Origin of the sequence: Limibacillus halophilus, from assembly GCF_014191775.1 — a bacterium.
GTDB lineage: Bacteria > Pseudomonadota > Alphaproteobacteria > Kiloniellales > CECT-8803 > Limibacillus > Limibacillus halophilus.
Map to the genome: position 1 here is coordinate 140692 of NZ_JACHXA010000006.1, position 22729 is coordinate 163420.

Genomic DNA, 22729 nt, shown 5'->3' on the forward strand with positions numbered 1-22729 from the left:
GAGTCAACAAGAAAGGGTAGGGGAATGAGCGACATAGCCGGATCTAATGGCGCAAGCACGAGCGGGAATGGCGAAACGACCCAGCCGCAACTGCCCCTGTTCTACAAGACCTTGGTACCATTGGATTCCACCAAGCACGCCAAGCTGCGCCGCAAAGCCGGTGCGAACTATGCCTTCGCACGCGGTAGCAACCTGGCTCCGTTGCTTGCGGTTGAGTTTTCCGTTGCACAGAAACACTACCCCATCGTCTTTGCCCGCAGCGCGCCCTATTTGCCAATGGCATTGCTGGGTTACGAGCAAGGCAAGAATGTCTTCGTGGACGCCGAAGGGAACTGGCAGCAAGGAAAGTATGTGCCCGCATATATGCGCCGCTACCCCTTCTCATTGGTGCCAACGACCCAGGATACCAACCAGTTGGCGCTGTGTGTCGATGAGACCAACACCGTGCTTGAGGAGGGACCCGATAGCGTGCTCTTCGAGGGTCGCGATCTCAGCGGCGCAGGCAAGAAGATAATGAGCTTTTGCCAAGAGTTTCATCGCCATCTCATGGCTACTCAGGAACTGGGCAAACTTCTCAATGAACTGGGCCTGCTGCAGGAGAGCTCGCTTCGCATTCAATCCAGCGGGCGTACTTCTGAACTCAAGGGTTTCATGATCGTCAGTGAACAAAAGCTGGGCCAACTATCCGACGACGACATGTTGAAGCTAAGGCCAAGGGGCCAGATCGGCGTCCTTTATGCGCACTTAATGTCGTTGGGCAGCGGGCAATCGGTCGCACTGCAAAACCGCGGCTTGCCGGAGATCGCTTGAACCCACGGATGGGGTCTTAACTCTTGGCCAGAAAACCGAACAACCTTGGCCTTGACGCCATCGACATTCGAATTCTCTCTGCCTTGCAGCGCGAAGGCCGCATCACCAAACTCAAGCTGGCTGAACGGGTGGGATTGTCCCCTACGCCTTGCTGGGAGCGTTTGCGACGCCTGGAAGCTGCCGGAATCATCGAGGGGTATCACGCTCAACTGGCGCTGAAAAAACTGACCGCGTTCACCGCCGTCCTGGCGGAAATCACACTCGAGCAGCACACCCAAGCCGCCTTCGAGCGTTTCGAGCGGGCGGTGATGGGCGTCCCGGAAATCGTTGCCTGTTGGTCCACGGGCGGCGGTGTCGACTACATCGTCAAGTTCGTGACTCGCGACGTGGACGCCTATCAGACTTTGATCGACCGGCTGTTGACGGCTGAAATCGGCATTGATCGCTATGTGACCTACATCGTCACCAAACCGGTCAAGGAAAGTCACGAATTGCCGCTGGCTCACCTGCTGAAAAACGACGATCGCAGCTAGGCTTCCGTCGGCGGCAGAAACCGCGGCAGAGAATAAATCTGGTTTCCCACCCGGAAAGCGTCAGAATTTCTTCGCGATGATCGACCTTTGGTCACACTCTCTAGGTTCTCTTGCATACCCTGGCCGTCTGGAATTCCGCTTCGGTATCGCAAAGGGCCCAGCGATGAAACAATCTGCAATGCACGTATCCTATTCCCGCGGTCTGGACAGTCTCCGTGACACCCGCTTGTGGCGCTCGCACGCCTATATCGATGGGCGGTGGGAAGCCGCGGACAGCGGCAGTGACCTCATGGTTTACAACCCAGCCAATGGTGCATTGCTGGGGCAGGTGCCAGCCATGGGCGTACGCGAAACCGAACGAGCCATAGCCGCGGCCCGTACCGCCTTTAGTTCCTGGCGGCGCAGCTTGCCACATCAGCGCGCCGCCCTGTTGCAAGCCTGGCACCGTGAGATCATCGCCGCCAAGCAGGACCTTGCGCTGATCATGGTTCTGGAACAGGGCAAGCCCTTTGCCGAGGCCTTGGGCGAAATAGACTACGCCGCCGACTTCGTCGCTTGGTATGCCGAAGAAGCAAAGCGATCCAACATGGAAGGAATCACCAGCCATCTGCCAGACGCCGAAATGAAGGTGGTCCGGCAACCGCTTGGTGTTGTGGCGCTGATCACGCCTTGGAACTTTCCCTGCGCCATGATCACGCGCAAGGCGGCCGCCGCCGTCGCAGCAGGCTGTACCACGGTCATCTATCCTTCGCCGGAGACGCCGTTTTCAGCGCTGGCCCTGGCGGTGTTGGCAGAACGGGCCGGTTTGCCTGCCGGCTTGATCAACGTGGTTACCGGGCACCCGACCGAGATCGGCTCGACACTGGCAACACACGCCGACGTTCGCGGCGTCAGCTTCACCGGCTCAACCGAGGTCGGCCGTCTCATCGCCAAACAAGGCTCAGCCACCGTGAAGCGTCTGGTACTGGAACTGGGCGGGCACGCACCGTTTATCGTTTTTTCCGACGCGGATCTGGAGAAGGCGGTGGACTCTGCCATCTCCGCGAAGTTCGCAACCTCGGGACAGGACTGCCTGGCAGCCAACAGAATCTATGTCCAACGCCCGGTCTACAATGACTTCCTGAAGGCCTATGCGGATCGGATAAGAGCGCTCAAACTTGGTGAAGGACTGGAGCCCGGCGTCGATATTGGACCCCTGATTCACGAGCGCGCGGTCACGAAGGTCGAAAGGCAAGTCGACGACGCGATGGCCAAAGGAGCAAAGCTTCTGGTCGGCGGAAAGCGGACATCGGCAGGCAGCTTATTCTATCAACCGACCCTGCTGGCAGACTTGCCGGACGACGCCTTGATGGCCCGCGAGGAGACTTTTGGTCCCGTGGCGGCCGTAAGCCCCTTTGACGAGGAAGCCGAAGTTCTGAGCCGCGCGAACGCGACCGAGTTCGGTCTGGTCGCCTATCTTCATAGCCGGGACCCTGATCGCATTCATCGCATGACTCGCGACCTGGAGTTCGGCATGGTGGCGGTTAATCGAACAAAAATCACCGGCGCGCCGATCCCATTCGGCGGGATGAAGCAATCCGGCCTCGGGCGCGAAGGGTCGCGCCTCGGCATGGAAGCTTTCACCGAGGTCAAGTACATCTGCCTGGACAGGCCCAATTGAACACAAACGACGCGATAGAAGATCGCTGGAACCAAGGAGACGGATCATGGATGACAACAGCACCCGCGTGAACCGCGACGAGCTAACCGCCTGGGACAGGGATCACTTCTTCCACCCTTCGACCCATATGGCCGGACATGCGCGTGGCGATACTGCAAACCGTGTGGTAACCGGCGGCAGCGGCGTGCGGATCGAGGACCGGGACGGCAAGGTCAGCCTGGACGCCTTCGCTGGGCTTTACTGCGTCAACGTTGGTTATGGCCAAACAAAAATCGCCGATGCAATCGCCGAACAGGCGCATAAGCTGGCCTACTACCACGCCTATGTCGGCCACGGCAGCGAACCCGCCATCAAGCTGTCGCGCATGATCGCCGAGCGGGCACCGGCAGGGCTTAATCATGTTTACTATGGGCTTTCCGGTTCCGACGCGAACGAAACCAACATCAAGCTGGTTTGGTATGCCAACAATATTCTTGGCCGTCCGGAGAAGAAGAAGATCATCTCGCGCTGGCGGGGTTACCACGGCTCGGGCATCATGACAGGCAGCCTGACCGGGCTGGAGCTGTTCCACAACGCCTTCGATTTGCCGCGCGCACCCATCCTGCATACGGACGCCCCCTACTATTTCCGCCGCACCGACCGCTCCTTGACCGAGGAAGCCTTCTCCCAGCTTTGCGCGGATAATCTGGAAGCCCTGATCCTCAAGGAAGGGCCGGATACGGTTGCTGCGTTCATCGGCGAACCCGTGCTAGGCACCGGCGGTATCGTACCCCCGCCGCAGGGTTACTGGCAGAAGATTCAACGCGTTCTGAAGAAGTACGACATCCTGTTGATCGCCGACGAGGTCGTCACCGGCTTCGGACGTCTTGGCAGCATGTTCGGTTCGGCGCACTATGGTATGGAGCCGGACCTCATCACCATCGCCAAGGGCCTTACCAGCGCTTACACGCCGCTGTCCGGCGTGATCGTCGCGGACGGTCTTTGGAAGGTACTGGAGCAAGGGTCGGACAAGTTGGGCCCAATTGGGCATGGCTGGACGTACTCCGCCCACCCGCTCTGCGCCGCAGCGGGTGTCGCCAACCTCGAACTAATCGACGAATTGGGGTTGGTCGACAATGCCCGTGACGTCGGAGCCTACTTCAGGCAGTCCCTCGCAGAAGCCCTGGGCGACCATGCAATGGTCGGCGAGGTTCGCGGCGAAGGCCTGCTCGCCGCCGTCGAGTTCGTCAAGGACAAGGACGGCTCCAAGGGCGGGCCGGTGTTCTTCGACGCCGCCTTGAAGGTCGGGCCACAGGTGGCCGCTTCGCTGCTCGAACGCGGAGTTATTGCTCGGGCCATGCCCCAGGGCGATATCTTGGGCTTCGCGCCGCCGCTCTGTCTGACAAAGGCCGAATCCGACGAGATCGTCGCGGCCACCAAGGGCGCTGTTGAGGCAATCGCAGCCAAAGTCCTGTAAGCTCAAAGCCTGCCTACAGAAACCATTAGAGCCCCTTCCGGTATCCGGGAGGGGCTTTTTCTATCGCTGCTTTATTTTGTGACCGACGGCAACGATGGCCTCGATAGCCGGCACCAGTTCTTCACCCAGCGCCGTCAGGGAATACTCGACCGAAGGCGGCGAAGTTGGTCTGACTTTGCGGTTTACGACACCCTTTTCCTCCAACCCGCGCAGCCGCATCGTCAACACCTTCGGCGATACTGGAGGAATATCCAGCCGCAACTCGCTAAAGCGTCTGGGGCCAGCCCGTAGACTCCAAATGACGTTCGGCGTCCAGGCTCCGCCGATAACGGACATGCACTCAGTAAGTGGGCAACCCGGAGGCGGCTCCGGGCTCCGGTTCTTTCGTATTTTCAATGCCATAGACGTTCTCTTCCATGGTATTCCGGTTACCGTTTGGAAACGCGATTCTACAAGTATCAAAAGGATATCACGTTTACAAAAGAAATCTCTACTCCTAGCTTCTGCGCCAGACGCTGCGGCGGTTCCGCAGACTCACTATGGAGATGGAATATGAAGCTGTTTTACAAACCAGGAGCCTGTTCCCTGGCGCCGCACATTGCGTTGCGGGCTGCTGGCGCGACCTTCGAGTTGGAGCAGGTCGACACCACGAAAAAGACCACTGCAAGCGGCAGTGATTATCAGCAGATAAACCCGAAGGGATACGTTCCCGCGCTGCTTATAAACAGCGGCGAGGTTTTGACCGAAGCGCCCGCCATTCTTCAGTATATCGCCGATCTCTATCCCGCAGCGGCCTTGGCGCCGTCGCCTCACGGCCTGGCGCGCGCGCGGCTCCAGGAGCATCTTAATTTCATATCCTCCGAACTGCACAAGGCGTTTTCACCCTTTTTCGGTGCGGCGCCGCTGGCAGACACCGAGCGCCCCGCGGTGGTAGAGAACATCTCGCGTCGCTTCGCTATTTTCGAGGCTCAACTATCCAAGGGTGGGCCTTACCTGATGGGCGACACCTTCACGGTGGCTGATGCCTATTTCTTCGTCGTGGCCAATTGGGCCAACTTTGTCGATATCAGTTTGAGCCAATGGCCACGTATCGCACACTACATGGACCGCGCCTCGGACCTGCCCGCCATCAAGCAGGCGATGGCGGCCGAAGGACTGATCAACTGACCATCATGAACGACATCAAACCAGCTGGAGTACTCTGAAAATGGATCCTCGCTACGCAGATGTGGTCGCATTGCTATCGCGCTATTTCGACGGGCTTTACACCAGCGACAATTTGGCATTGGCCGAAGTCTTCCACCCGAAGGCAATCTATGTCTGTGCCAGCGAGGAACCGCTGGTCCAACTTACGATGTCGGAGTACCTGCCCATCGTTGAGAAACGTCCCTCGCCCGCCAGCCGCAACGAGCCGCGCAAGGATCGCATTCTCTCGATCGCTTTTGCCGGCCCGGTGACCGCGTTTGCGCAAGTCAATTGCGCTATTGGAGATAGGTACTTCACAGACTTCTTGAGCTTAATTCAAACCGAGGGTCGCTGGCAGATCATCTCCAAGGTCTTCCATTACGATCGAAACCAATAACCCCCTCAAGTATCTACATTGCACGGAGCCAACATGCCTTACGTGAACATCAAGATCACCCGCGAGGGTGCAACATCCGAACAGAAAGCGACCCTGATCAAGGGCGTGACCGATCTACTGGAGACGGTGTTGAATAAAAACCCGGCAACGACCTTCGTCGTAATCGACGAGGTGGAAATGGAGCATTGGGGAATTGGCGGCCTGCCGGTGGAAGAGTATCGCCGGAAAATCGGCACAAAGCCTTAGACCAATTTCTCAGCCGCCGAGTTGCTGTGTCAGTAAGACCGCACCGACTGCGGGAGCCAGCAAACCGATGAGGAACACCAGCACGCGCAGGCTCCCAGCAACACTCTTGCCCAGGCCATCGTTGCCGCTGACCGAACGGGCGGCGAAAAGATCGGCGAAAAAGATCGGCAACAGGAAGATAACGGGCCAGGGACTGACACTGGTATAGAGCAGGAGGATCGTTGCCAGCCCCACCAGCGACCCGCCGCCTACGAGCAAGAGAGAGCCGCCCAGGACAAGGCCGCCGCCCCGTGCAAGAAGCAGACCAAAGGCGGCGCCAACCGTCCCTGCCCCAAGGGCCGCTATTAGCTTAGCCATGCCGTGTGCGTTGCTGTAGTGAGCGATGGCGGATAGTGCAAAAGCCGCAACCAGCAGCATCATGAAAGAAGCCCCACCGCCGCTTTCCCGCAGTCTTCCAACTGCAAGACTTCCGGCAAGCGCAATCGCGATCGCCGCTGCGATGGCAATCCAATCAGGCGCAGAAACCACCGGCCAGGCAAGCCAGCCAACCACCAGCCAAACCCAGCCCATGGCCACGACCTGCATACCGCGGCCGGCTGATACCGCCTCTATCAACAGCCCCAAGGCCAGGGCGACACCGGCAAGGTAGGACAGCTTTTCAAGGGCCCCGTCCGGCGGAAAATGCAAGGGGCCATGCAGAACCCAAGTCACGGCAACCAAAGCTGCCGCAAGACCCAGCGCGGGCCAGAAGTCAGGAACGCGGCCCCGTCCGATTACGACCGCACCCAGCCAAGTGATCAGGCAGGCGGCAAACAACGGCAGCACTAACGCCTGAAGGTTGGGGTTCTGTAGTAGATCCGTATTAATTACGCCTGCTCCTCACCATAATGATCCATGCCGGATCAAGCCTTTGGCTTGGTCAGACTCTCCGCAAACTCGCTGAGAGCTTTGCGCATGGCATCTTTGATACCGGACTCGGCCTCGACGAACCCCGGCGGATTCGGCGTTACGCCGAGCAAGTCCTCGGTAACACGAATCTCGCCGTCGCTCGCGTCGCCGGCTGCAATACCGATGGTCGGGACTTCAACGCCAGCCGTTACAGCGCGGGCGACCTCCTCCTTCACACCTTCAACCACCAGGGCAAAGGCGCCCGCCTGCGCAATGGCACGGGCATCGGCTACAACCTTATCAACATCCGACTCACGGCGAAAACCGCCTCTTGCGTGGACATGTTGAGGCATCAGGCCGACATGACCCAGCACCGCAATACCACGCCGGGTCAGGAAGGAAACGGTTTCCGCCATCTCCTCGCCCCCCTCAAGCTTAATCGCGTGGCAACCTGTTTCAACCAGAACCCGGGCCGCATTTTGAAAGGCTTGCACCGGTGATTCCTGATAACTGCCAAAAGGCATATCCACCACGACACACGCTCGCTTGCTGCCACGCATCACCGAACCGCCGTGCGCGATCATCATCTCCAGTGTCACGGGCAAGGTCGACTCAAAGCCATAAAGGACGTTGCCCAGGCTGTCGCCGACCAGAATCAGATCGGCGACTTCATCGACAAGAAGCGCCATGGGGTGGGTATAGGCGGTCAGACAGACCAGCGGGCCACCCTTCTTGGACCGTATGTCGCGGACGGTCAGCCGTTTCTTTGCCTTTAAGTAGGTCATAGCGCGGTACTATGCCGCCTCCAAACTGTGCGCGTCCACGATCTCGACGACTTTTCCCATGATTTCCGTCAAATTAAAATTCTTCGGCGTGAAAACAGCGGCTACGCCGGCGTTGGTCAGCGCGACCGCATCTTCCGGCGGAATGATTCCCCCGACAACGACCGGCACGTCGCCCAAGCCGCGTTCCCTCAGTAATTCGAGAACCGCCGTAACGAGCGGAAGATGACTGCCGGACAAGATCGAGAGTCCCACCACATGTACGCCCTCTTCGAGCGCCGCCGTGGCAATCTGGATCGGTGTCAGGCGGATACCCTCGTAGACAACCTCAAATCCACAATCGCGTGCCCTGACGGCGATCTGCTCGGCGCCGTTCGAATGACCGTCCAGCCCGGGCTTGCCGACCAGCATCTTCAGTCGACGGCCGAGCCTATTCGAAAGCTGTTCAACATTGCCCCGCACGTCCTCGATCGCCGTACGTCCGCCGCGTCCAAGCCGTCCGCTGGCTCGCCCGACACCGGTTGGCGCGCGATACTCACCGAATACACGGCGCAGACAGTCCCCCCACTCACCCGTGGTAACGCCGGCGTGGGCGCAGGCGATCGACGGCTCCATCACGTTCTCGCCGTCACGCAGCGCGATCTCCAAGGCCTTGAGGCTTTCGGTCGCGGCCTTCGTGTCACGCTCGCGCCGCCAAGCATTCAAGCGTTCGATCTGACCGCCCTCCTCCGCGGGATCCACGGTCAAGATTGCAGCCTCGCCGCTGGACAGGGGAGACGCTTCGGTTTCCTGATAGGCATTGACCCCGACCACAACCTGCTCACCGGATTCAATTGCCGCCAAGCGCTTTGCGTTCGATTCCACCAGGCGTTCCTTCATGTAGGCGTTCTCGACCGCGGCGATCGCACCGCCCATTTCCTCTATCCGACCCATTTCTTCGCGAGCCTCGGCGATCAACTCGGCGACTTTCGCCTCCACGACCGGTGAGCCGTCAAAAAGATCGCCATACTCCAGCAAGTCCGTCTCGTAGGCCAGGACTTGCTGCATGCGCAAAGACCACTGCTGGTCCCATGGTCTCGGCAGGCCCAGGGCCTCGTTCCAGGCGGGAAGCTGCACCGCGCGGGCTCGCGCGTTCTTGGAGAGCGTCACAGCCAGCATCTCCAGCAGGATGCGATAGACGTTGTTCTCCGGCTGTTGCTCGGTGAGTCCCAGGGAGTTTACCTGGACGCCGTAGCGAAAGCGCCGGTACTTCTCCTCTTCGACGCCATAACGCTCGCGGCAGATGCCATCCCAGAGCTCCGAGAACGCGCGCATCTTGCAAAGCTCCGTCACAAAGCGCAGCCCGGCATTCACGAAGAAGGAAATTCGCCCGACAACCTTTGGAAAATCCTCGGGCGGCACCTGCCCGGAGTCCCGCAGGGAATCCAACACCGCGATCGCCGTCGACAAAGCAAAGGCCAATTCCTGCGCCGGTGTCGCCCCGGCTTCCTGCAGGTGATAGGAACAGACGTTGGTTGGGTTCCAGCGTGGCACCTGCCCATAGGTAAAAGCCACGACGTCGGTGGTCAGCCGCATCGAGGCCTGAGGCGGAAAGATATAGGTACCGCGGCTTAGGTACTCCTTGATGATGTCGTTTTGTGTCGTGCCCGAGAGCGCAGTGCGCGCGATTCCCTGGCGCTCGGCGGCGGCGACGTAGAGCGCCAGCAGCCAGGGCGCCGTTGCGTTTATCGTCATCGAGGTGTTCATGCGATCCAGCGGTATGCCGTCAAGCAGCGTCACCATGTCGCCTAGATGAGAGACAGGGACGCCGACCTTTCCGACCTCGCCGCGCGCCAGCACGTGATCGGAATCATAACCGGTCTGCGTCGGCAAATCGAAGGCAATGGAAAGGCCCGTCTGTCCTTTTGCGAGATTACTGCGATAGAGCGCATTCGAAGCAGCCGCCGTCGAATGCCCTGCATAAGTGCGAAAAAGCCACGGTCGGGAGGGCTCCATCGTCGCCTTGGCGTCCTCGATTTGCGTTGCAGCATTTTGTGGGTCTTTGCCCAATCTTGCCATATGTTCCTCCAAAAACCGCCTTTTTATTGCTGATATTATGATTGAAGCGATCTAAAATTTCTCCATTGATATTCTAATAGAAAGAAAACCACATTTGTGCATTGCAAACAATCCCAGGAGCCGGTAAGAGTCAAGAAAATCATAGAAAATGACTGGATTTTCAAAACGACGATCAAAAAAATTCTGCTGCAGCGCACGCAAAATGGGTGAAGCCGCCCGCAACCAGCAGGATCAACCGGGTTCAATGAACGGACGAACAGGAACGGGAAAGGGAAAGAGGCATGAGCCAAGGTACAAATCAGGCCACGAAGAGTCAGGAAGCTGACGTGATAACGCTCGATACGCCTCAGCGGCCGCAAAAGGCGCTTTATGAAATCGGCGAAATTCCTCCGCTCGGCCACGTTCCTAAACAAATGTACTCCTGGGCGATTCGCCCGGAGCGGCACGGGCCGCCCGAACAAGCCATGCAGCTTGAGGTCGTCGACACGCCGAGCATCGATCCCCAGGAGGTTCTGGTGATGGTGATGGCGGCGGGAGTGAACTACAACGGCGTGTGGGCCGGGCTCGGGACTCCAATCTCAGTTTTTGACGTGCATAAGGCCGATTACCATATTGCCGGGTCCGATGCCGCGGGGATCGTCTGGGCAGTCGGCGACAAGGTAAAGCGCTGGAAGGTCGGCGACGAGGTTGTCATCCACTGTAACCAGGACGACGGCGACGACGAGGAGTGCAACGGCGGCGACCCCATGTTCAGCCCCAGCCAGCGTATTTGGGGATACGAAACCCCGGATGGCTCCTTCGCCCAGTTCACGCGCGTTCAGGCGCAGCAGCTCATGCCGCGGCCAAAGCATCTGACCTGGGAAGAAAGCGCCTGCTATACGCTGACCTTGGCGACGGCCTACCGCATGCTCTTCGGGCATCGGCCTCATATCCTGCGACCCGGTCATAATGTGTTGGTCTGGGGTGCTTCGGGTGGCCTTGGCTCCATGGCCATTCAGCTCATCGCGACTGCCGGCGCGAACGCCATTGGCGTCATATCAGACGATAGTAAGCGCGATTTCGTCATGCAGATGGGCGCCAAGGGCGTCATAAACCGCAAGGATTTCAACTGCTGGGGCCAACTGCCGCCGGTCAATTCTCCAGAATACAAGGAGTGGTTCAGCGAAACGCGCCGCTTCGGCAAAGCCATTTGGGATATCACCGGCAAGGGCAATAACGTCGACTTCGTCTTCGAGCACCCGGGCGAGGCGACTTTCCCGGTCTCCTGCTTCGTGGTCAAACGCGGTGGCATGATCGTGTTCTGCGCGGGCACCACCGGCTATAACATCACCTTCGACGCCCGCTATGTCTGGATGCATCAGAAGCGCATCCAGGGTAGCCACTTCGCCAACCTGAAGCAGGCCAGCCAGGCCAACAACCTGGTCGTCGAGCGCCGCCTTGATCCCTGCATGAGCGAGGTCTTCTCGTGGGACGATATTCCCCGCGCCCACACCAAGATGTGGAAGAACGAGCACAAGCCGGGCAACATGGCGGTTCTCGTCCAGGCGAAACGGCCAGGTCTTCGCACACTGGAAGATGTGGTCGAAGGCTGACATCGACAGAGGGCTTGGGAGCGGATCATGAACCACGCAAAAGCCGTCCCGGCACCGGAGGGCTCTCCAGGAGTGCGCCTTCCCGCGCTCTTGGAGACCTGCTCGAAAGCTCTCGCGGCGGCAGAAATCTATGGCGCTGCCGCCCGCCAGGGTCTGATCGCCCTAGTCGCGCCGAACGGCAGGGTCGACGGAGACCTTTTGGAGCGTGAGCAGTTCGCCGCCCACGGCTATGCCTGGCTGGCGACTTACCTCGCGGCGCTGCGTGAGATGCTGGCTTGGGCGACCCACCTGGAAACCGCCGGGAAACTGGGCGAGCTCGAAACCCTCATGTTGCAGGCCGCATACGGCGAGTATCTGAATCAGATTTTGGGCGGTTTACCACTCAGTCAGGTCGAAGTCGTGCGGCCTGACGACCTCAAGGCCGACGCAGCCGCCCGATTGCTGGCTCAGAACGAAGCGGTCGCCACTCTTTGCCGCTCGGGAAACACCGCTGCCCTGCGGAGTCGGCTCGCCACGCTTCTCGCCGAGGCCCTGGAAGGCGGTTCATTCGGCGACGCGGACCTGGGCGACGAAACCCTGGTGATGATCCGCGATCAATTTCGCAGGCTCGCGGATGAACACCGCGAAGCCGCCCACGGCTGGCACCGCGACGACAGCTTGATCCCGATGGAGGTCGTCCAGCAACTTGCCGATCTTGGTGTCTTTGGCCTGACGATCCCCGAAGAATGGGGCGGTTTGGGCCTTGGCAAGACTGCCATGTGTGTTGTGACCGAGGAGCTGTCGCGCGGCTACATCGGCCTTGGGTCACTCGGAACCCGTTCGGAGATTGCCGCCGAGCTCATACGCCTTGGCGGTACCGAGTCGCAAAAAGCTCACTGGTTGCCCCGCATCGCCAGCGGCGAAATTCTACCAACCGCCGTCTTCACCGAACCGGGCACCGGCTCCGATCTCGGTGCTCTAAAGACGCGCGCGATCAAGGACGGCCAAACCTATCGCATTACCGGCAACAAGACCTGGATCACCCACGCGGGACGCAGCGACATTATGACGCTCCTGGCGCGGACCGACCCGACCGAGACGGGCTATAAGGGCCTTTCCATGTTCATCGCCGAGAAGCCACGTGGCAGCGATGCCGACCCCTTTCCGGCTCAGGGTATGACAGGCGGCGAGATCAAGGTGCTCGGCTATCGCGGTATGAAAGAGTACGAACTGGGATTCGACGGCTTCGCGGTGGCCGCGGAAAACTTGCTCGGCGGCGTGGAAGGCGAAGGCTTCAAGCAACTGATGGCGACCTTTGAGTCGGCCCGCGTCCAAACGGCCGCACGGGCGGTCGGCGTTGCCCAATGCGGGCTGGAACTGGGTCTTGCCTACGCCCGTGAGCGCCTGCAGTTCGGCAAACCTATCTATAGCTTCCCGCGCGTGTCGGGGAAGCTCGCCTGGATGGCCGTCGAGACCATGATCGCCCGGCAACTGACCTACCACGCAGCGCGCGAGAAGGACAGCGGCCGACGCTGTGATATCGAGGCGGGGATGGCGAAGCTGTTGGCCGCGCGCGTCGCTTGGGCCAATGCCGATAACGCCTTGCAGATACACGGCGGCAACGGCTATGCGGAGGAGTATCCGATCTCGCGGGTGCTGTGCGATGCGCGCATCCTCAACATCTTCGAAGGTGCCGCGGAGATCCAGGCGCATGTCATCGCCCGCGGGCTGCTGGCACCAGGACGAAATTAGAGGCCGAAACGTAGCAGAAAGAGTCGGCCTGCCGGCCTCCACAAAGACCAAGCGTAGAAAAACCCGGCAAAGATGGCAGGTAAAATCCCGCTTACAAGGAACAATCCCTGCCACTTCGGTCCGCCAAAAAGGGCTAACTTGGCGTCCAGCGTCGCGCACAACAACGTGCAAATGACGCCAACAAGGCTGAAGATCGCCACACTCCAGATGAAAGCGCGCCCGCCTTCAAGCCTGCCGGAAACCATGACGAGCGTTAACCCACCAATCGTCATGCCCATCCCAAGACCGCAAATGGCCGCCCAAGCGAATTTGGCCGCAATGCTCCCCTCGGGGAAAAGTAGCAACCCCCAAACCACCAGGTAAACCGCCTCCGCACCAAGGGTCATCGCCGTCGCAAGAAGCAACGGCCTAATCGTATCCTGTCTCGTCATCGCCGCACCTCCCTATCTCTTTCCAGGCGCTAAATGAATAATTAATGCAATTTCTAGGAGTGCTGCGCAATCGCTTCAAATTTTCCGATGTGTATCGGCTTGCGCCGTTGAAGCTCGACATTCTCTCTCGACCGCCGATTACAAAGGGCCTATATCGACGGATATGAGCAACTTGATTTTCATACTGATCGGCATCGCAATGGCTATCACCCTGGGCGTGCTGTTCGCTGGCATCGTCGTTATGGCCAAGGGTGGCCAAGTCAATGCCAAGTACGGGAACAAACTGATGCGTGCGCGCATCATCGCACAGGGTTGCGCTTTAGCGCTCCTGGTGCTGGCATTCCTTATCGGCAAGTGAACGGGGGAACCGTGCGATGGTGCAACTGACGCGCATCTACACACGTGGCGGCGATAAGGGAAAGACCTCGCTGGGCAATGGCCAGCGACGCCCCAAGTATGATCGGCGGATCAGCGCCTACGGCACAGTTGACGAAGCAAACGCGGTTCTGGGGATCGCCCGCCTGCACTGCGATGGGCGGTTGGACGAAATGCTCGGCCGTTTGCAGAATGACCTTTTCGACCTGGGTGGCGATCTTTGCACACCCGAGGAAGACAATCCGAAGTATCCTCCCTTGCGCATTGCCCCTGAACAGGTGTTGCGGCTAGAGCGGGAGATCGACGAACTCAACGCCGATCTGCAGCCTTTGAAGTCCTTCGTCCTTCCCGGTGGTAGTGCAGCCGCTGCATACCTGCATCTCGCCCGGACCGTGGCCCGCCGCGCGGAGCGGGAAATGGTCGAATTGGCGGAAATCGAAACGGTCAACGCAGAGGCGATTCGCTATATCAATCGCCTCTCCGATTTGCTGTTCGTCATGGCCCGGTGGGCCAATGACCAAGGCCACGCGGAAGTGCTTTGGGTGCCGGGACAGAACCGCTGACTTTGCTCTGCAGGGCAGTGAGTTCAAGAAAGGCGGAAAACGTACAGTAATGGACGCTCCGGGTCGATTGACTCGCTTCGGGCATGAAATTATTGTGCAGGCGCGAAAAACGCCGGGAGCGAGCCTGGGCAAATGGCAGAAATAAACTGCCCGCCGATGGTGCCGGGGCTCAAAACTATAATATCCGCGTCGGTGGCCCCGCCAGGAGGCCGCTCGCGCGACGGACCGAGAGGGACCCATGAAAGTTCTCGTCCCCGTTAAACGGGTGATTGACTACAACGTGAAGGTGCGTGTGAAGGCGGACCAGAGCGGCGTCGAGTTGGCCAATGTCAAGATGGCCATGAACCCCTTCGATGAGATCGCCATAGAAGAGGCGATCCGGATGAAGGAATCAGGCAAAGCAACCGAAGTCGTGGCAGTCTCAATCGGCCCGGCGCAAGCGCAGGAAACCATCCGCACGGCCTTGGCCATGGGTGCTGATCGCGGCATTCTGGTGCAGACCGATGAACTGGTTGAACCCCTGGCCGTTGCCAAGATGCTCAAAGCACTGGTCGAGAAGGAAGAGCCTGGAATCGTACTTCTCGGCAAGCAGGCCATCGATGACGACGCCAATCAGACCGGCCAAATGCTTGCCGGCCTGTTGGGCTGGCCTCAGGGCACCTTTGCCTCGAAGCTGTCTTTCGAAGGCGATGGACTCAAGGTTACGCGCGAAGTGGACGGCGGCTTGGAAGCCATTCAAGTCAAGCTACCGGCGATCGTGACGGTCGACCTGCGCCTTAACGAACCGCGCTATGCCTCGCTGCCGAACATCATGAAAGCCAAGAAGAAGCCTATCGATACCATGGCGCCCGCCGATCTGGGCGTCGAGGTAGCGGCACGGCTGAAGGTCTTGAAAGTCACCGAACCGCCGAAGCGCGCGGGCGGTGTCAAGGTCGCGAACGTCGCCGAACTGGTCGATAAGCTCAAGAACGAAGCGAAGGTGATCTGAACCATGGCCATTCTCGTAATCGCAGAACATGATGCACAGAACCTGGCGCCGGCGACCCTGAATACTCTGGGCGCTGCAAAGGCCATCGGCGGCGACATCCATGTGCTTGTTGCCGGTCAGAACATCGGCGGCATCGCCGAGCAGGCCGCCAAGGTCGAAGGCGTCGCCAAGGTGTTGAAGGCGGATGCCGAAGCTTATGCGCATTCCGTCGCCGAGGCTTTGACGCCCCTGATCGTGGCGCAAGCGGCCAACTACAGCCATGTCCTGGCGCCCGCCACGACTTTTGGCAAGAATGTGTTGCCACGTGCGGCAGCGCTCTTGGACACGCAACAGATTTCCGACATCTCCGGCGTCGAAAGTGCCGATACCTTCGTGCGCCCAATCTATGCGGGCAATGCGTTGGCGACGGTTCAGTCCAGCGACGCCATCAAGCTGATCACTGTCCGTTCGACGGCTTTCGAGCCGGTTGCTGCCGAAGGCGGCTCCGCCGCCATTGAAGATGTCCCTGCGACGGAGAGCCAGAACCTCGTCAGCTTCCTGGGTCAGGAACTGACGAAGTCCGAGCGTCCGGAATTGACTACGGCAAAGATCGTTATCTCCGGTGGCCGCGGCATGCAGTCTGGCGAGAACTTCGTCATGCTTGAACGTATCGCCGACAAGCTGGGTGCCGCCGTTGGCGCCAGCCGTGCCGCAGTGGACGCGGGCTTTGTGCCGAACGACTATCAGGTCGGCCAGACCGGCAAGGTCGTGGCGCCTGACCTCTACGTCGCCGTCGGTATCTCCGGCGCCATCCAGCATCTGGCGGGCATGAAGGACTCCAAGGTGATCGTCGCTATCAACAAGGACGAGGAAGCGCCGATTTTCCAAGTGGCCGACTATGGGCTTGTGGCAGACCTCTTTGAGGCTGTCCCGGAACTGGAGAAAGAGCTGGGCTAGAAACGACCTGAGCCGGCGATAAGCCGGAATTGAAGCACCGATGCGGCGAAAGTCGCCGCTTCGGTGTCTTGCCCTTCCATCCGGAAAGGCGCAAAACGAAAAAGACAAAAGAGATAGGCAACTCAATGAGTGAATCGACCCTGCCCGAAATCAAGACAGTCGGCGTCATCGGCGCCGGTCAAATGGGGAGCGGCATTGCCCACGTCTGTGCGCTGGCCGGATTGAAAGTCCTCGTGTCTGATATCAGCGAAGCGCAACTCGAAAAGGGTGTTGCTTCGATCGGCCACAATCTTGATCGGCAGATCAAGAAGGGGTTGATCTCGGAAGCTGACAAGAGCGCCGTTCTGGATCGCATTTCGACCGGCACCAGCCATGACATTTTTGGCGATTGCGATATCGTCATCGAAGCCGCGACCGAGAACGAAGAAATCAAGCGCAGTATCTTCAAGGAGCTCTGCCAGCATTTGCGGGACGACGCGATCATCGCGAGCAACACCTCCTCGATCTCGATCACCCGTCTGGCATCCAACACTGACCGCCCGGGCCGATTCATCGGCATGCATTTCATGAACCCGGTGCCGTTAATGCAGTTGGTCGAGTTAATCCGAGGTATTGCCACCGACGAGGACACCTTCGCCAGCGTCAAGCAATTTACCGACAAGCTGGGTAAGAACGCCGTTGCGGCGGAAGATTTCCCCGCCTTCATCGTCAATCGCATCCTGTTGCCGATGATCAACGAAGCCGTCTACACGCTCTACGAGGGCGTTGGTTCGGTGGAAGCCATCGATACCGCGATGCGATTGGGTGCCAACCACCCAATGGGACCGTTGGAGCTGGCGGATTTCATTGGCCTGGATACCTGCCTGGCCGTGATGTATGTGCTTTACGAGGGCCTTGCCGATTCCAAATATCGCCCCTGCCCGCTGCTCGTGAAGTATGTCGAGGCTGGTTGGGTCGGTCGCAAATCGGGGCGCGGGTTTTACGATTATTCGGGCGACAAGCCGGTTCCGACCCGCTGATTACCGCCGCCGAAGAAAGCAAAAAGCCCCGGCTACACACCGGGGCTTTTTTTTCGCGCTGGTAGATTGTGGCCACTGGTCTCCGTCAGCGGCGCCGATATTCGATCTGTGAATCCCGACTGACGAAAGTCATCAGCAACAACCGACCCTGGTCGTCATACCAGAGATCTCGGGCGAAGGCGCCGCCGGTGCGCAGATGTTCGGCTTCAAAAGTACCCGCGGGCACCGTAATGCTTTCCGTGCCCAGGGTCTCCAGCGTTACCGGATCATAGATTTCGTCGCTTTGCGCCGAAAGACCCTTGGGTTTGCCAGTTGCCAGGGCGCGATTCCAGTCGGGAACCGGCGCAAAATCCGCACCGAAGCTCTCCGTATTACCGTTGACCGTTCGCTTGTATCCTTCACCATTCTTGACAAGTTGGAGGGAATAGGGCGTTCCATCATCGTCGGTTTCGGCTTCGAGATGCACGAGATTGCCGCCATCCCATGTCTCGACACGGCGGTGGGTCCGGCGATAGACCGTCACGAAGAGCGCCTTGACGGATACTTCCATGGTGACCGTCACTTGATCGCCCGCAATCTCGACGACCTGGGCGCCGACATCACTGCCGTCGCGCAGTATCTCGTATCTCAAGGTTTCTGCCGTTGCGGTCTGCCAGGCCGACAACCCCAGAAAAACGACGATCGCCCAAAAGCAACGCAGCCAAGTCCTGTACCGCAAAACCAGCCTCCAAAATTTGCTCGCTATCCACTTGCGCATTATATCGCTCTCCGACCTACAAGAGCGCAGTTTTTTGTCGTATGCTCGTTTCGGGAGAATACAAGCGAGGCTACACGTGAGTTATGAATTCGACCCGAGCCTGAAAAAATATCAGCAAAATCCAGCCACCTGGGGTGCCAAGGACCCACGATACCGGCAAGCGAACACGCACGATCTGTTTCGCGAAAAACTGAAGGCCATGCACCAACCGCGCGTTCTGGAGATCGGCGTCAAGCGCAGTATTCCGGATCGCCCCACCATTCATCGCGGTTGGGCCCCTCACGCTTCATCTTACATCGGCGTTGATCTCGAAGACGGTCTCGATGTCGATGTGGTTGCCGACATACACGAACTGAGCCACCACATTTCGCCCAACAGCATCGATGCTTTGTTGTGCATCTCGGTACTGGAGCACGTTGAACGCCCCTGGGTCGCCGCTTGTGAGATCGCGAAGGTCCTAAAGCCGGGCGGATGGGTCTTCTGCGCAACGCATCAGACGTTCCCGATTCACGGGTTCCCAAAGGACTATTGGCGTTTCACCCGAGAGGCGCTGGAATCATTGTTCAGCCCGGAGGTTGGCTTCGCCGACGTTACGTCGTTCTATGCCTTTCCCTGCGATATACGAGCGGAGGAAGCAAGCGACACCTGGCAGCACTTTTCCTTCCTTCATGCCTCGATCGTGGCGCGGAAGGAACGTGACCCCAAGGAATGGGTTTTGCGATAGCCCGGCCGCAAGCAGCGGCGTAAGTGGGATCAACTGTCCTTGGGCTTGTCTGCCAGGTAATAGCGAATCAGGTCCAGGACTTCCGGCGCGTCCCATTCAAGCGGACCCTCACTTCCGCCCACGAGGCGCCCCTGGCGATCTACCAGATAGGTCGAGGGCAGACCGCGCAACCCATACTCCTGTGCGTACTCACCTCTAGGGTCCAGGAAAATCGCAAGATTCTCCAGCCCCAGGCGCTGGTAGAAGGGCAGCACAGCATCGATCCCGCCGCGATCGATCGATACGGCCATTACCTTGAAACCCTCGTCGGAAAGCGCGGCCTGCAGCCGGTCGAGCGAAGGCATCTCCCGCACGCAAGGTGCGCACCAAGTGGCCCAGAAGTTCACCAGAACCACCTGCCCGCTATAGTCCGCAATCGAAACCGCTTCACCAAATTCCCCGGACATGGTCTTGTTCGGCGCTGGAACCGGCTCGTCGAGCAGGGTAAAGTTGCCCTCCAACTGGCCCTTGAGGGGCGGTTGATCGACAGCGGCAAGCGAAGGCGCAAACGGCACGGCCAACGCCAGCAAGAAGACGAACACCAAGCCGCATCCGATGACACGAAGCATTATTTTCCGATTTAGGGGCAGCAAGACGCAATCTCCATCATGACAGCATCCAAGAAAAAGAACGGCAACGAAAGCACCCAGGATTCCAGCGCCAACAGCATGTGGGGCGGTCGTTTCAGCGAAGGTCCCGCCGAGGTTATGGAGCGTATCAACGCCTCGATAGGCTTTGACAAGAAGCTCTATGCCCAGGATATCGCCGGTTCCAAGGCGCATTGCCGCATGCTGATGAAACAAAAAATCATCTCCAAACAAGATGGCGAGCAGATCCTCAAAGGTCTAGACACGATCCTGCGAGAAATTGAAGCGGGCGATTTTGTTTTCGACGCCAAGCTGGAAGATATCCACATGAACGTGGAAGCCCGCTTGTCGACCCTCATCGGCGCAGCGGCAGGCAGGCTGCACACGGCACGGTCGCGCAACGATCAGGTGGCGACGGATTTCCGCCTCTGGGTGCGCGGTGCCCTGGATGATCTGGATCTGGCTGTGCAGGGCTTGCAAGCCGCACTGATCGATCAGGCCGCAGCCAATGCCGAGACAATCATGCCCGGCTACACGCATCTGCAAGTCGCGCAGCCGGTTACACTTGGCCACCATTTTTTGGCTTATGTAGAGATGCTGGGCCGCGACCGCGGCCGCCTGAGCGATGCACGGGCGCGGCTTAATGAAAGCCCGCTGGGTGCGGCGGCCCTTGCCGGGACGGCGTTCCCCATCGACCGCGAAATGACCGCCCGCGAATTGGGTTTCGATCGAGCGATGGCAAACTCCCTGGATGCGGTATCGGACCGCGACTTCGCGTTGGAGTTCCTGGCGGCCGGGTCGATCATCGCCATCCACCTCTCGCGGCTGGCTGAAGAATTGGTGCTTTGGACCAACCAGGGCTTTGCCTTCGTGGAGCTGTCGGACTCCTTCACTACCGGGTCTTCGATCATGCCGCAGAAGAAAAACCCCGATGCCGCCGAGTTGATCCGCGGCAAGTCAGGCCGCGTCATCGGTGCCCTCAACAGCCTCCTGGTTACCATGAAAGGGCTACCGCTGGCCTATGGCAAGGACATGCAGGAAGACAAAGAGCCCGTGTTCGACGCCGCCGATACATTGTTGGTTTCGGTCACGGCCATGCAGGGCATGATTGCCGACTTGAAGGCGCGGCCAGACAAACTGCTGGCCGCAACCACGGCCGGGTTCATCACTGCAACCGATTTGGCGGACTGGCTGGTGCGCGAACTCGGGCTGCCGTTCCGGCAGGCGCATCATGTCACCGGCAGCCTGGTTGCCGAAGCCGAGCGTGCCGGATGCGACTTGGCGGAGTTGCCGCTGAGCAAGATGCAGGCCGTCGAGCCCGCTATTCACGGTGGCGTTTTTTCCGTTCTCTCGGTAGAAAAGGCGGTCGCGTCACGCCGCAGCTATGGCGGTACGGCGCCGGACCAGGTGCGGGCTCAGGTTGCGCGCGCTCGTGAACGATTTTTGTGAGGAAGCCTCATGACCCGACGCTTGTTGCTGATGACACTGCTGATGGCCGCCACGGCGGGCCTGTCGGCCTGCGGCAAGCGGGGCGATCCGCATCTGCCGGAAGGCACGGTCGGCACCTATCCGCGCGCCTACCCGGACCCCGCCACGGTACGCCCGAATACAAGTGCGGGTAACAGCGGTCAGGAATCCGAAGAGCAGACAAACTGATGAACAGCACGACCCTCTTGCCGCAGGAAGGTTTTTCCTTCCGCGAAGGTCTTCTTCATGCCGAAGGCGTTCCCATCGACCGGATCGCCGAACAGGTCGGCACGCCTTTTTACCTCTATTCTTCGAGTGCGATGGAAGCGGCCTATCAGCGCTTCACCGCCGCGCTTACCGGGCTCAATGCCAAGGTTTTCTACGCGATGAAAGCCAACAGCAATCAGGCCGTCGTGCGCAGTTTCGCCGAATGGGGTGCCGGGTCGGATGTCGTCTCCGAAGGCGAGTTGCGGCGCGCTTTGGCAGCCGGCGTTCCTGGCAACAGAATCGTCTTTGCCGGCGTCGGCAAGACGCAGCGGGAGATGGCCTTTGCTTTGGAGGCCGGCATTCTACAATTCAATGTGGAGTCCCTGCCGGAGTTGGAGCAGCTCAATCAGGTTGCTCTGAGCATGGGCCGAAAGGCGCCGGTCGCCTTGCGCGTAAACCCGAACGTCGATGCCCAAACCCACACCAAGATTGCCACCGGTCGAAAGGCCGACAAGTTCGGTATCGATCTTGACCACGCACGCACCCTCTACCGCGATGCACAGGTCATGAAGGGGATTGCCGTCGAAGGGTTGGCGGTTCACATCGGATCGCAATTGACGCGCATGGAGCCTTTCCGCGACGCTTTTCAGAGGACGGCGGATTTTTACCGCGAGATGCAAGCCGCCGGAGTTCCGTTGCTGCGCCTTGATCTGGGCGGCGGTTTAGGTGTGCCTTATCATCACGATCAAGCACCCGATCTGCAGCGTTATGCCGAAATTGTGAAGGAAACGACCGCGGGCTTGGGTGCCGAGCTCGCCTTCGAGCCGGGCCGCTACCTCGTTGCTTCGGCAGGCCTTCTGGTAACCAGGGTCGTCTTCGTTAAGGAAGAACGTGGGCGCCGTTTCATCATCGTCGACGGTGCGATGAACGACCTGATCCGGCCAACGCTTTATGAAGCCTGGCACAACATCATTCCCTTGCGTCAGGCCGATTCCGGGGCCGAACTGACGCCCTGCGACGTGGTCGGGCCGGTATGCGAATCTGGTGATTTCTTTGCCAAGGAACGCGATCTCCCGCCGCTAAAGAGCGGCGATCTTCTGGCGCTTTGCGACGCTGGCGCATACGGCTCCGCCATGGCGTCGAATTATAATTCACGGCCATTGGTACCCGAAGTCATGGTGCGCGGTGATGAGATGGCGGTCGTGCGTCCGCGTCAGGATTATGCCACAATGATTGCCCAAGATCGTTTGCCCGGTTGGCTTCCCGCCCTACATAATTAGTCAGGCGGACCGGCCGGA

The 22729-nt window shown here is 59.3% G+C and carries 25 protein-coding genes; 18 read left to right on the top strand and 7 right to left on the bottom strand.

What is annotated here, in order from left to right; all coding sequences use genetic code 11:
* The first annotated feature begins 24 nt into the window (after nt 1–24).
* The 4 genes from FHR98_RS11650 (at nt 25) to FHR98_RS11665 (ending at nt 4459) form a co-directional block, all read left to right on the top strand.
* Nucleotides 25–810, top strand: a complete 786-nt coding sequence (locus FHR98_RS11650) for a SapC family protein (RefSeq protein ID WP_183416868.1) — start codon at nt 25–27, stop codon at nt 808–810.
* 23 nt (nt 811–833) lie between these two features.
* Complete coding sequence (locus FHR98_RS11655; RefSeq protein WP_183416869.1) at nt 834–1343, top strand: Lrp/AsnC family transcriptional regulator; 510 nt, start codon at nt 834–836, stop codon at nt 1341–1343.
* 163 nt (nt 1344–1506) lie between these two features.
* Nucleotides 1507–3003 (top strand): NAD-dependent succinate-semialdehyde dehydrogenase, encoded by a 1497-nt coding sequence (locus tag FHR98_RS11660; protein ID WP_183416870.1) that lies wholly within the window; start codon nt 1507–1509, stop codon nt 3001–3003.
* A gap of 46 nt (nt 3004–3049) precedes the next feature.
* Nucleotides 3050–4459: an aspartate aminotransferase family protein gene (locus FHR98_RS11665; RefSeq protein ID WP_183416871.1), complete on the top strand. Its 1410-nt coding sequence runs from the start codon at nt 3050–3052 to the stop codon at nt 4457–4459.
* Nucleotides 4460–4519: 60 nt separating this feature from the next.
* On the opposite strand, the gene FHR98_RS11670 is transcribed toward FHR98_RS11665, so the two are convergent.
* The gene (locus FHR98_RS11670; RefSeq protein WP_183416872.1) at nt 4520–4861 is read right to left on the bottom strand and encodes a winged helix-turn-helix transcriptional regulator; all 342 of its coding nucleotides are present in this window, start codon (nt 4859–4861) and stop codon (nt 4520–4522) included.
* 150 nt (nt 4862–5011) lie between these two features.
* Here FHR98_RS11670 and gstA point away from each other — a divergent pair, with 150 nt between their 5' ends.
* From gstA to FHR98_RS11685, 3 genes are read left to right on the top strand one after another with little or no spacing between them, the layout of a single operon-like run.
* On the top strand, nt 5012–5626 hold the full coding sequence (gene gstA, locus FHR98_RS11675; RefSeq protein ID WP_183416873.1) for a glutathione transferase GstA: 615 nt from the start codon (nt 5012–5014) through the stop codon (nt 5624–5626).
* A 40-nt stretch (nt 5627–5666) separates the two neighbouring features.
* A complete protein-coding gene (locus tag FHR98_RS11680) occupies nt 5667–6041 on the top strand; it encodes a nuclear transport factor 2 family protein (protein WP_183416874.1) in 375 nt (124 codons plus the stop codon).
* 33 nt (nt 6042–6074) lie between these two features.
* The gene (locus FHR98_RS11685) at nt 6075–6287 is read left to right on the top strand and encodes a tautomerase family protein (protein WP_183416875.1); all 213 of its coding nucleotides are present in this window, start codon (nt 6075–6077) and stop codon (nt 6285–6287) included.
* Between the two features lie 9 nt (nt 6288–6296).
* Here FHR98_RS11685 and FHR98_RS11690 read toward each other — a convergent pair whose 3' ends face one another.
* From FHR98_RS11690 to FHR98_RS11700, 3 genes are all read right to left on the bottom strand, one after another.
* Nucleotides 6297–7112, bottom strand: a complete 816-nt coding sequence (locus FHR98_RS11690; RefSeq protein ID WP_183416876.1) for a hypothetical protein — start codon at nt 7110–7112, stop codon at nt 6297–6299.
* Between the two features lie 77 nt (nt 7113–7189).
* On the bottom strand, nt 7190–7960 hold the full coding sequence (panB, locus tag FHR98_RS11695) for a 3-methyl-2-oxobutanoate hydroxymethyltransferase (protein ID WP_183416877.1): 771 nt from the start codon (nt 7958–7960) through the stop codon (nt 7190–7192).
* Nucleotides 7961–7969: 9 nt separating this feature from the next.
* A complete protein-coding gene (locus FHR98_RS11700; protein ID WP_281369949.1) occupies nt 7970–10015 on the bottom strand; it encodes a methylmalonyl-CoA mutase family protein in 2046 nt (681 codons plus the stop codon).
* Between the two features lie 281 nt (nt 10016–10296).
* Here FHR98_RS11700 and ccrA point away from each other — a divergent pair, with 281 nt between their 5' ends.
* The gene (gene ccrA, locus FHR98_RS11705) at nt 10297–11607 is read left to right on the top strand and encodes a crotonyl-CoA carboxylase/reductase (protein ID WP_183416878.1); all 1311 of its coding nucleotides are present in this window, start codon (nt 10297–10299) and stop codon (nt 11605–11607) included.
* A gap of 27 nt (nt 11608–11634) precedes the next feature.
* Entirely contained in the window at nt 11635–13338 is a 1704-nt protein-coding gene (locus FHR98_RS11710; protein WP_183416879.1) for an acyl-CoA dehydrogenase family protein, read from the top strand.
* Here the strand turns inward: FHR98_RS11710 and FHR98_RS11715 are convergent.
* The gene (locus FHR98_RS11715) at nt 13335–13769 is read right to left on the bottom strand and encodes a hypothetical protein (RefSeq protein ID WP_183416880.1); all 435 of its coding nucleotides are present in this window, start codon (nt 13767–13769) and stop codon (nt 13335–13337) included. The two genes, FHR98_RS11710 and FHR98_RS11715, sit on opposite strands and share 4 nt — an antisense overlap.
* Before the next feature lie 163 nt (nt 13770–13932).
* Here FHR98_RS11715 and FHR98_RS11720 point away from each other — a divergent pair, with 163 nt between their 5' ends.
* From FHR98_RS11720 to FHR98_RS11740, 5 genes are all read left to right on the top strand, one after another.
* On the top strand, nt 13933–14127 hold the full coding sequence (locus tag FHR98_RS11720) for a twin transmembrane helix small protein (protein ID WP_183416881.1): 195 nt from the start codon (nt 13933–13935) through the stop codon (nt 14125–14127).
* A gap of 16 nt (nt 14128–14143) precedes the next feature.
* Nucleotides 14144–14707: a cob(I)yrinic acid a,c-diamide adenosyltransferase gene (locus FHR98_RS11725; RefSeq protein WP_183416882.1), complete on the top strand. Its 564-nt coding sequence runs from the start codon at nt 14144–14146 to the stop codon at nt 14705–14707.
* Between the two features lie 238 nt (nt 14708–14945).
* Nucleotides 14946–15695 (top strand): electron transfer flavoprotein subunit beta/FixA family protein, encoded by a 750-nt coding sequence (locus tag FHR98_RS11730; RefSeq protein WP_183416883.1) that lies wholly within the window; start codon nt 14946–14948, stop codon nt 15693–15695.
* 3 nt (nt 15696–15698) lie between these two features.
* On the top strand, nt 15699–16631 hold the full coding sequence (locus FHR98_RS11735; protein WP_183416884.1) for an electron transfer flavoprotein subunit alpha/FixB family protein: 933 nt from the start codon (nt 15699–15701) through the stop codon (nt 16629–16631).
* A gap of 125 nt (nt 16632–16756) precedes the next feature.
* Nucleotides 16757–17650 (top strand): 3-hydroxybutyryl-CoA dehydrogenase, encoded by an 894-nt coding sequence (locus FHR98_RS11740; protein WP_183416885.1) that lies wholly within the window; start codon nt 16757–16759, stop codon nt 17648–17650.
* Nucleotides 17651–17735: 85 nt separating this feature from the next.
* On the opposite strand, the gene FHR98_RS11745 is transcribed toward FHR98_RS11740, so the two are convergent.
* Nucleotides 17736–18407 (bottom strand): DUF6134 family protein, encoded by a 672-nt coding sequence (locus FHR98_RS11745; protein WP_221205864.1) that lies wholly within the window; start codon nt 18405–18407, stop codon nt 17736–17738.
* A gap of 76 nt (nt 18408–18483) precedes the next feature.
* Between FHR98_RS11745 and FHR98_RS11750 the strand changes: the two genes are divergently transcribed.
* Nucleotides 18484–19131 carry a class I SAM-dependent methyltransferase gene (locus tag FHR98_RS11750; protein ID WP_183416887.1) on the top strand — a complete coding sequence of 216 codons (648 nt, stop codon included), beginning with the start codon at nt 18484–18486 and terminating at the stop codon, nt 19129–19131.
* Between the two features lie 29 nt (nt 19132–19160).
* Here FHR98_RS11750 and FHR98_RS11755 read toward each other — a convergent pair whose 3' ends face one another.
* Nucleotides 19161–19739, bottom strand: a complete 579-nt coding sequence (locus FHR98_RS11755; RefSeq protein WP_183416888.1) for a TlpA disulfide reductase family protein — start codon at nt 19737–19739, stop codon at nt 19161–19163.
* A 39-nt stretch (nt 19740–19778) separates the two neighbouring features.
* Here FHR98_RS11755 and argH point away from each other — a divergent pair, with 39 nt between their 5' ends.
* The 3 genes from argH to lysA are packed head-to-tail and all read left to right on the top strand — an operon-like array spanning nt 19779 to nt 22711.
* Nucleotides 19779–21206, top strand: coding sequence for an argininosuccinate lyase (argH, locus tag FHR98_RS11760; protein WP_183416889.1), 1428 nt, complete (start codon nt 19779–19781; stop codon nt 21204–21206).
* 9 nt (nt 21207–21215) lie between these two features.
* On the top strand, nt 21216–21413 hold the full coding sequence (gene lptM, locus FHR98_RS11765; protein ID WP_183416957.1) for an LPS translocon maturation chaperone LptM: 198 nt from the start codon (nt 21216–21218) through the stop codon (nt 21411–21413).
* Nucleotides 21413–22711: a diaminopimelate decarboxylase gene (gene lysA / locus FHR98_RS11770; RefSeq protein WP_183416890.1), complete on the top strand. Its 1299-nt coding sequence runs from the start codon at nt 21413–21415 to the stop codon at nt 22709–22711. The genes lptM and lysA overlap by 1 nt, the downstream gene beginning before the upstream one ends.
* The last annotated feature ends 18 nt before the right edge of the window (nt 22712–22729 follow it).

Excerpts from the sequence above, each read along its gene's own strand:
- FHR98_RS11650 (WP_183416868.1), top strand. The coding sequence starts at position 25 with ATGAGCGACATAGCCGGATCTAATGGCGCAAGCACGAGCGGGAATGGC.
- FHR98_RS11660 (WP_183416870.1), top strand. The coding sequence starts at position 1,507 with ATGAAACAATCTGCAATGCACGTATCCTATTCCCGCGGTCTGGACAGT.
- FHR98_RS11665 (WP_183416871.1), top strand. The coding sequence starts at position 3,050 with ATGGATGACAACAGCACCCGCGTGAACCGCGACGAGCTAACCGCCTGG.
- FHR98_RS11670 (WP_183416872.1), bottom strand. The coding sequence starts at position 4,861 with ATGGCATTGAAAATACGAAAGAACCGGAGCCCGGAGCCGCCTCCGGGT.
- gstA (WP_183416873.1), top strand. The coding sequence starts at position 5,012 with ATGAAGCTGTTTTACAAACCAGGAGCCTGTTCCCTGGCGCCGCACATT.
- FHR98_RS11680 (WP_183416874.1), top strand. The coding sequence starts at position 5,667 with ATGGATCCTCGCTACGCAGATGTGGTCGCATTGCTATCGCGCTATTTC.
- FHR98_RS11685 (WP_183416875.1), top strand. The coding sequence starts at position 6,075 with ATGCCTTACGTGAACATCAAGATCACCCGCGAGGGTGCAACATCCGAA.
- panB (WP_183416877.1), bottom strand. The coding sequence starts at position 7,960 with ATGACCTACTTAAAGGCAAAGAAACGGCTGACCGTCCGCGACATACGG.
- FHR98_RS11700 (WP_281369949.1), bottom strand. The coding sequence starts at position 10,015 with ATGGCAAGATTGGGCAAAGACCCACAAAATGCTGCAACGCAAATCGAG.
- ccrA (WP_183416878.1), top strand. The coding sequence starts at position 10,297 with ATGAGCCAAGGTACAAATCAGGCCACGAAGAGTCAGGAAGCTGACGTG.
- FHR98_RS11710 (WP_183416879.1), top strand. The coding sequence starts at position 11,635 with ATGAACCACGCAAAAGCCGTCCCGGCACCGGAGGGCTCTCCAGGAGTG.
- FHR98_RS11715 (WP_183416880.1), bottom strand. The coding sequence starts at position 13,769 with ATGACGAGACAGGATACGATTAGGCCGTTGCTTCTTGCGACGGCGATG.
- FHR98_RS11720 (WP_183416881.1), top strand. The coding sequence starts at position 13,933 with ATGAGCAACTTGATTTTCATACTGATCGGCATCGCAATGGCTATCACC.
- FHR98_RS11725 (WP_183416882.1), top strand. The coding sequence starts at position 14,144 with ATGGTGCAACTGACGCGCATCTACACACGTGGCGGCGATAAGGGAAAG.
- FHR98_RS11730 (WP_183416883.1), top strand. The coding sequence starts at position 14,946 with ATGAAAGTTCTCGTCCCCGTTAAACGGGTGATTGACTACAACGTGAAG.
- FHR98_RS11735 (WP_183416884.1), top strand. The coding sequence starts at position 15,699 with ATGGCCATTCTCGTAATCGCAGAACATGATGCACAGAACCTGGCGCCG.
- FHR98_RS11740 (WP_183416885.1), top strand. The coding sequence starts at position 16,757 with ATGAGTGAATCGACCCTGCCCGAAATCAAGACAGTCGGCGTCATCGGC.
- FHR98_RS11745 (WP_221205864.1), bottom strand. The coding sequence starts at position 18,407 with ATGCGCAAGTGGATAGCGAGCAAATTTTGGAGGCTGGTTTTGCGGTAC.
- FHR98_RS11755 (WP_183416888.1), bottom strand. The coding sequence starts at position 19,739 with ATGCTTCGTGTCATCGGATGCGGCTTGGTGTTCGTCTTCTTGCTGGCG.
- argH (WP_183416889.1), top strand. The coding sequence starts at position 19,779 with ATGACAGCATCCAAGAAAAAGAACGGCAACGAAAGCACCCAGGATTCC.
- lptM (WP_183416957.1), top strand. The coding sequence starts at position 21,216 with ATGACCCGACGCTTGTTGCTGATGACACTGCTGATGGCCGCCACGGCG.
- lysA (WP_183416890.1), top strand. The coding sequence starts at position 21,413 with ATGAACAGCACGACCCTCTTGCCGCAGGAAGGTTTTTCCTTCCGCGAA.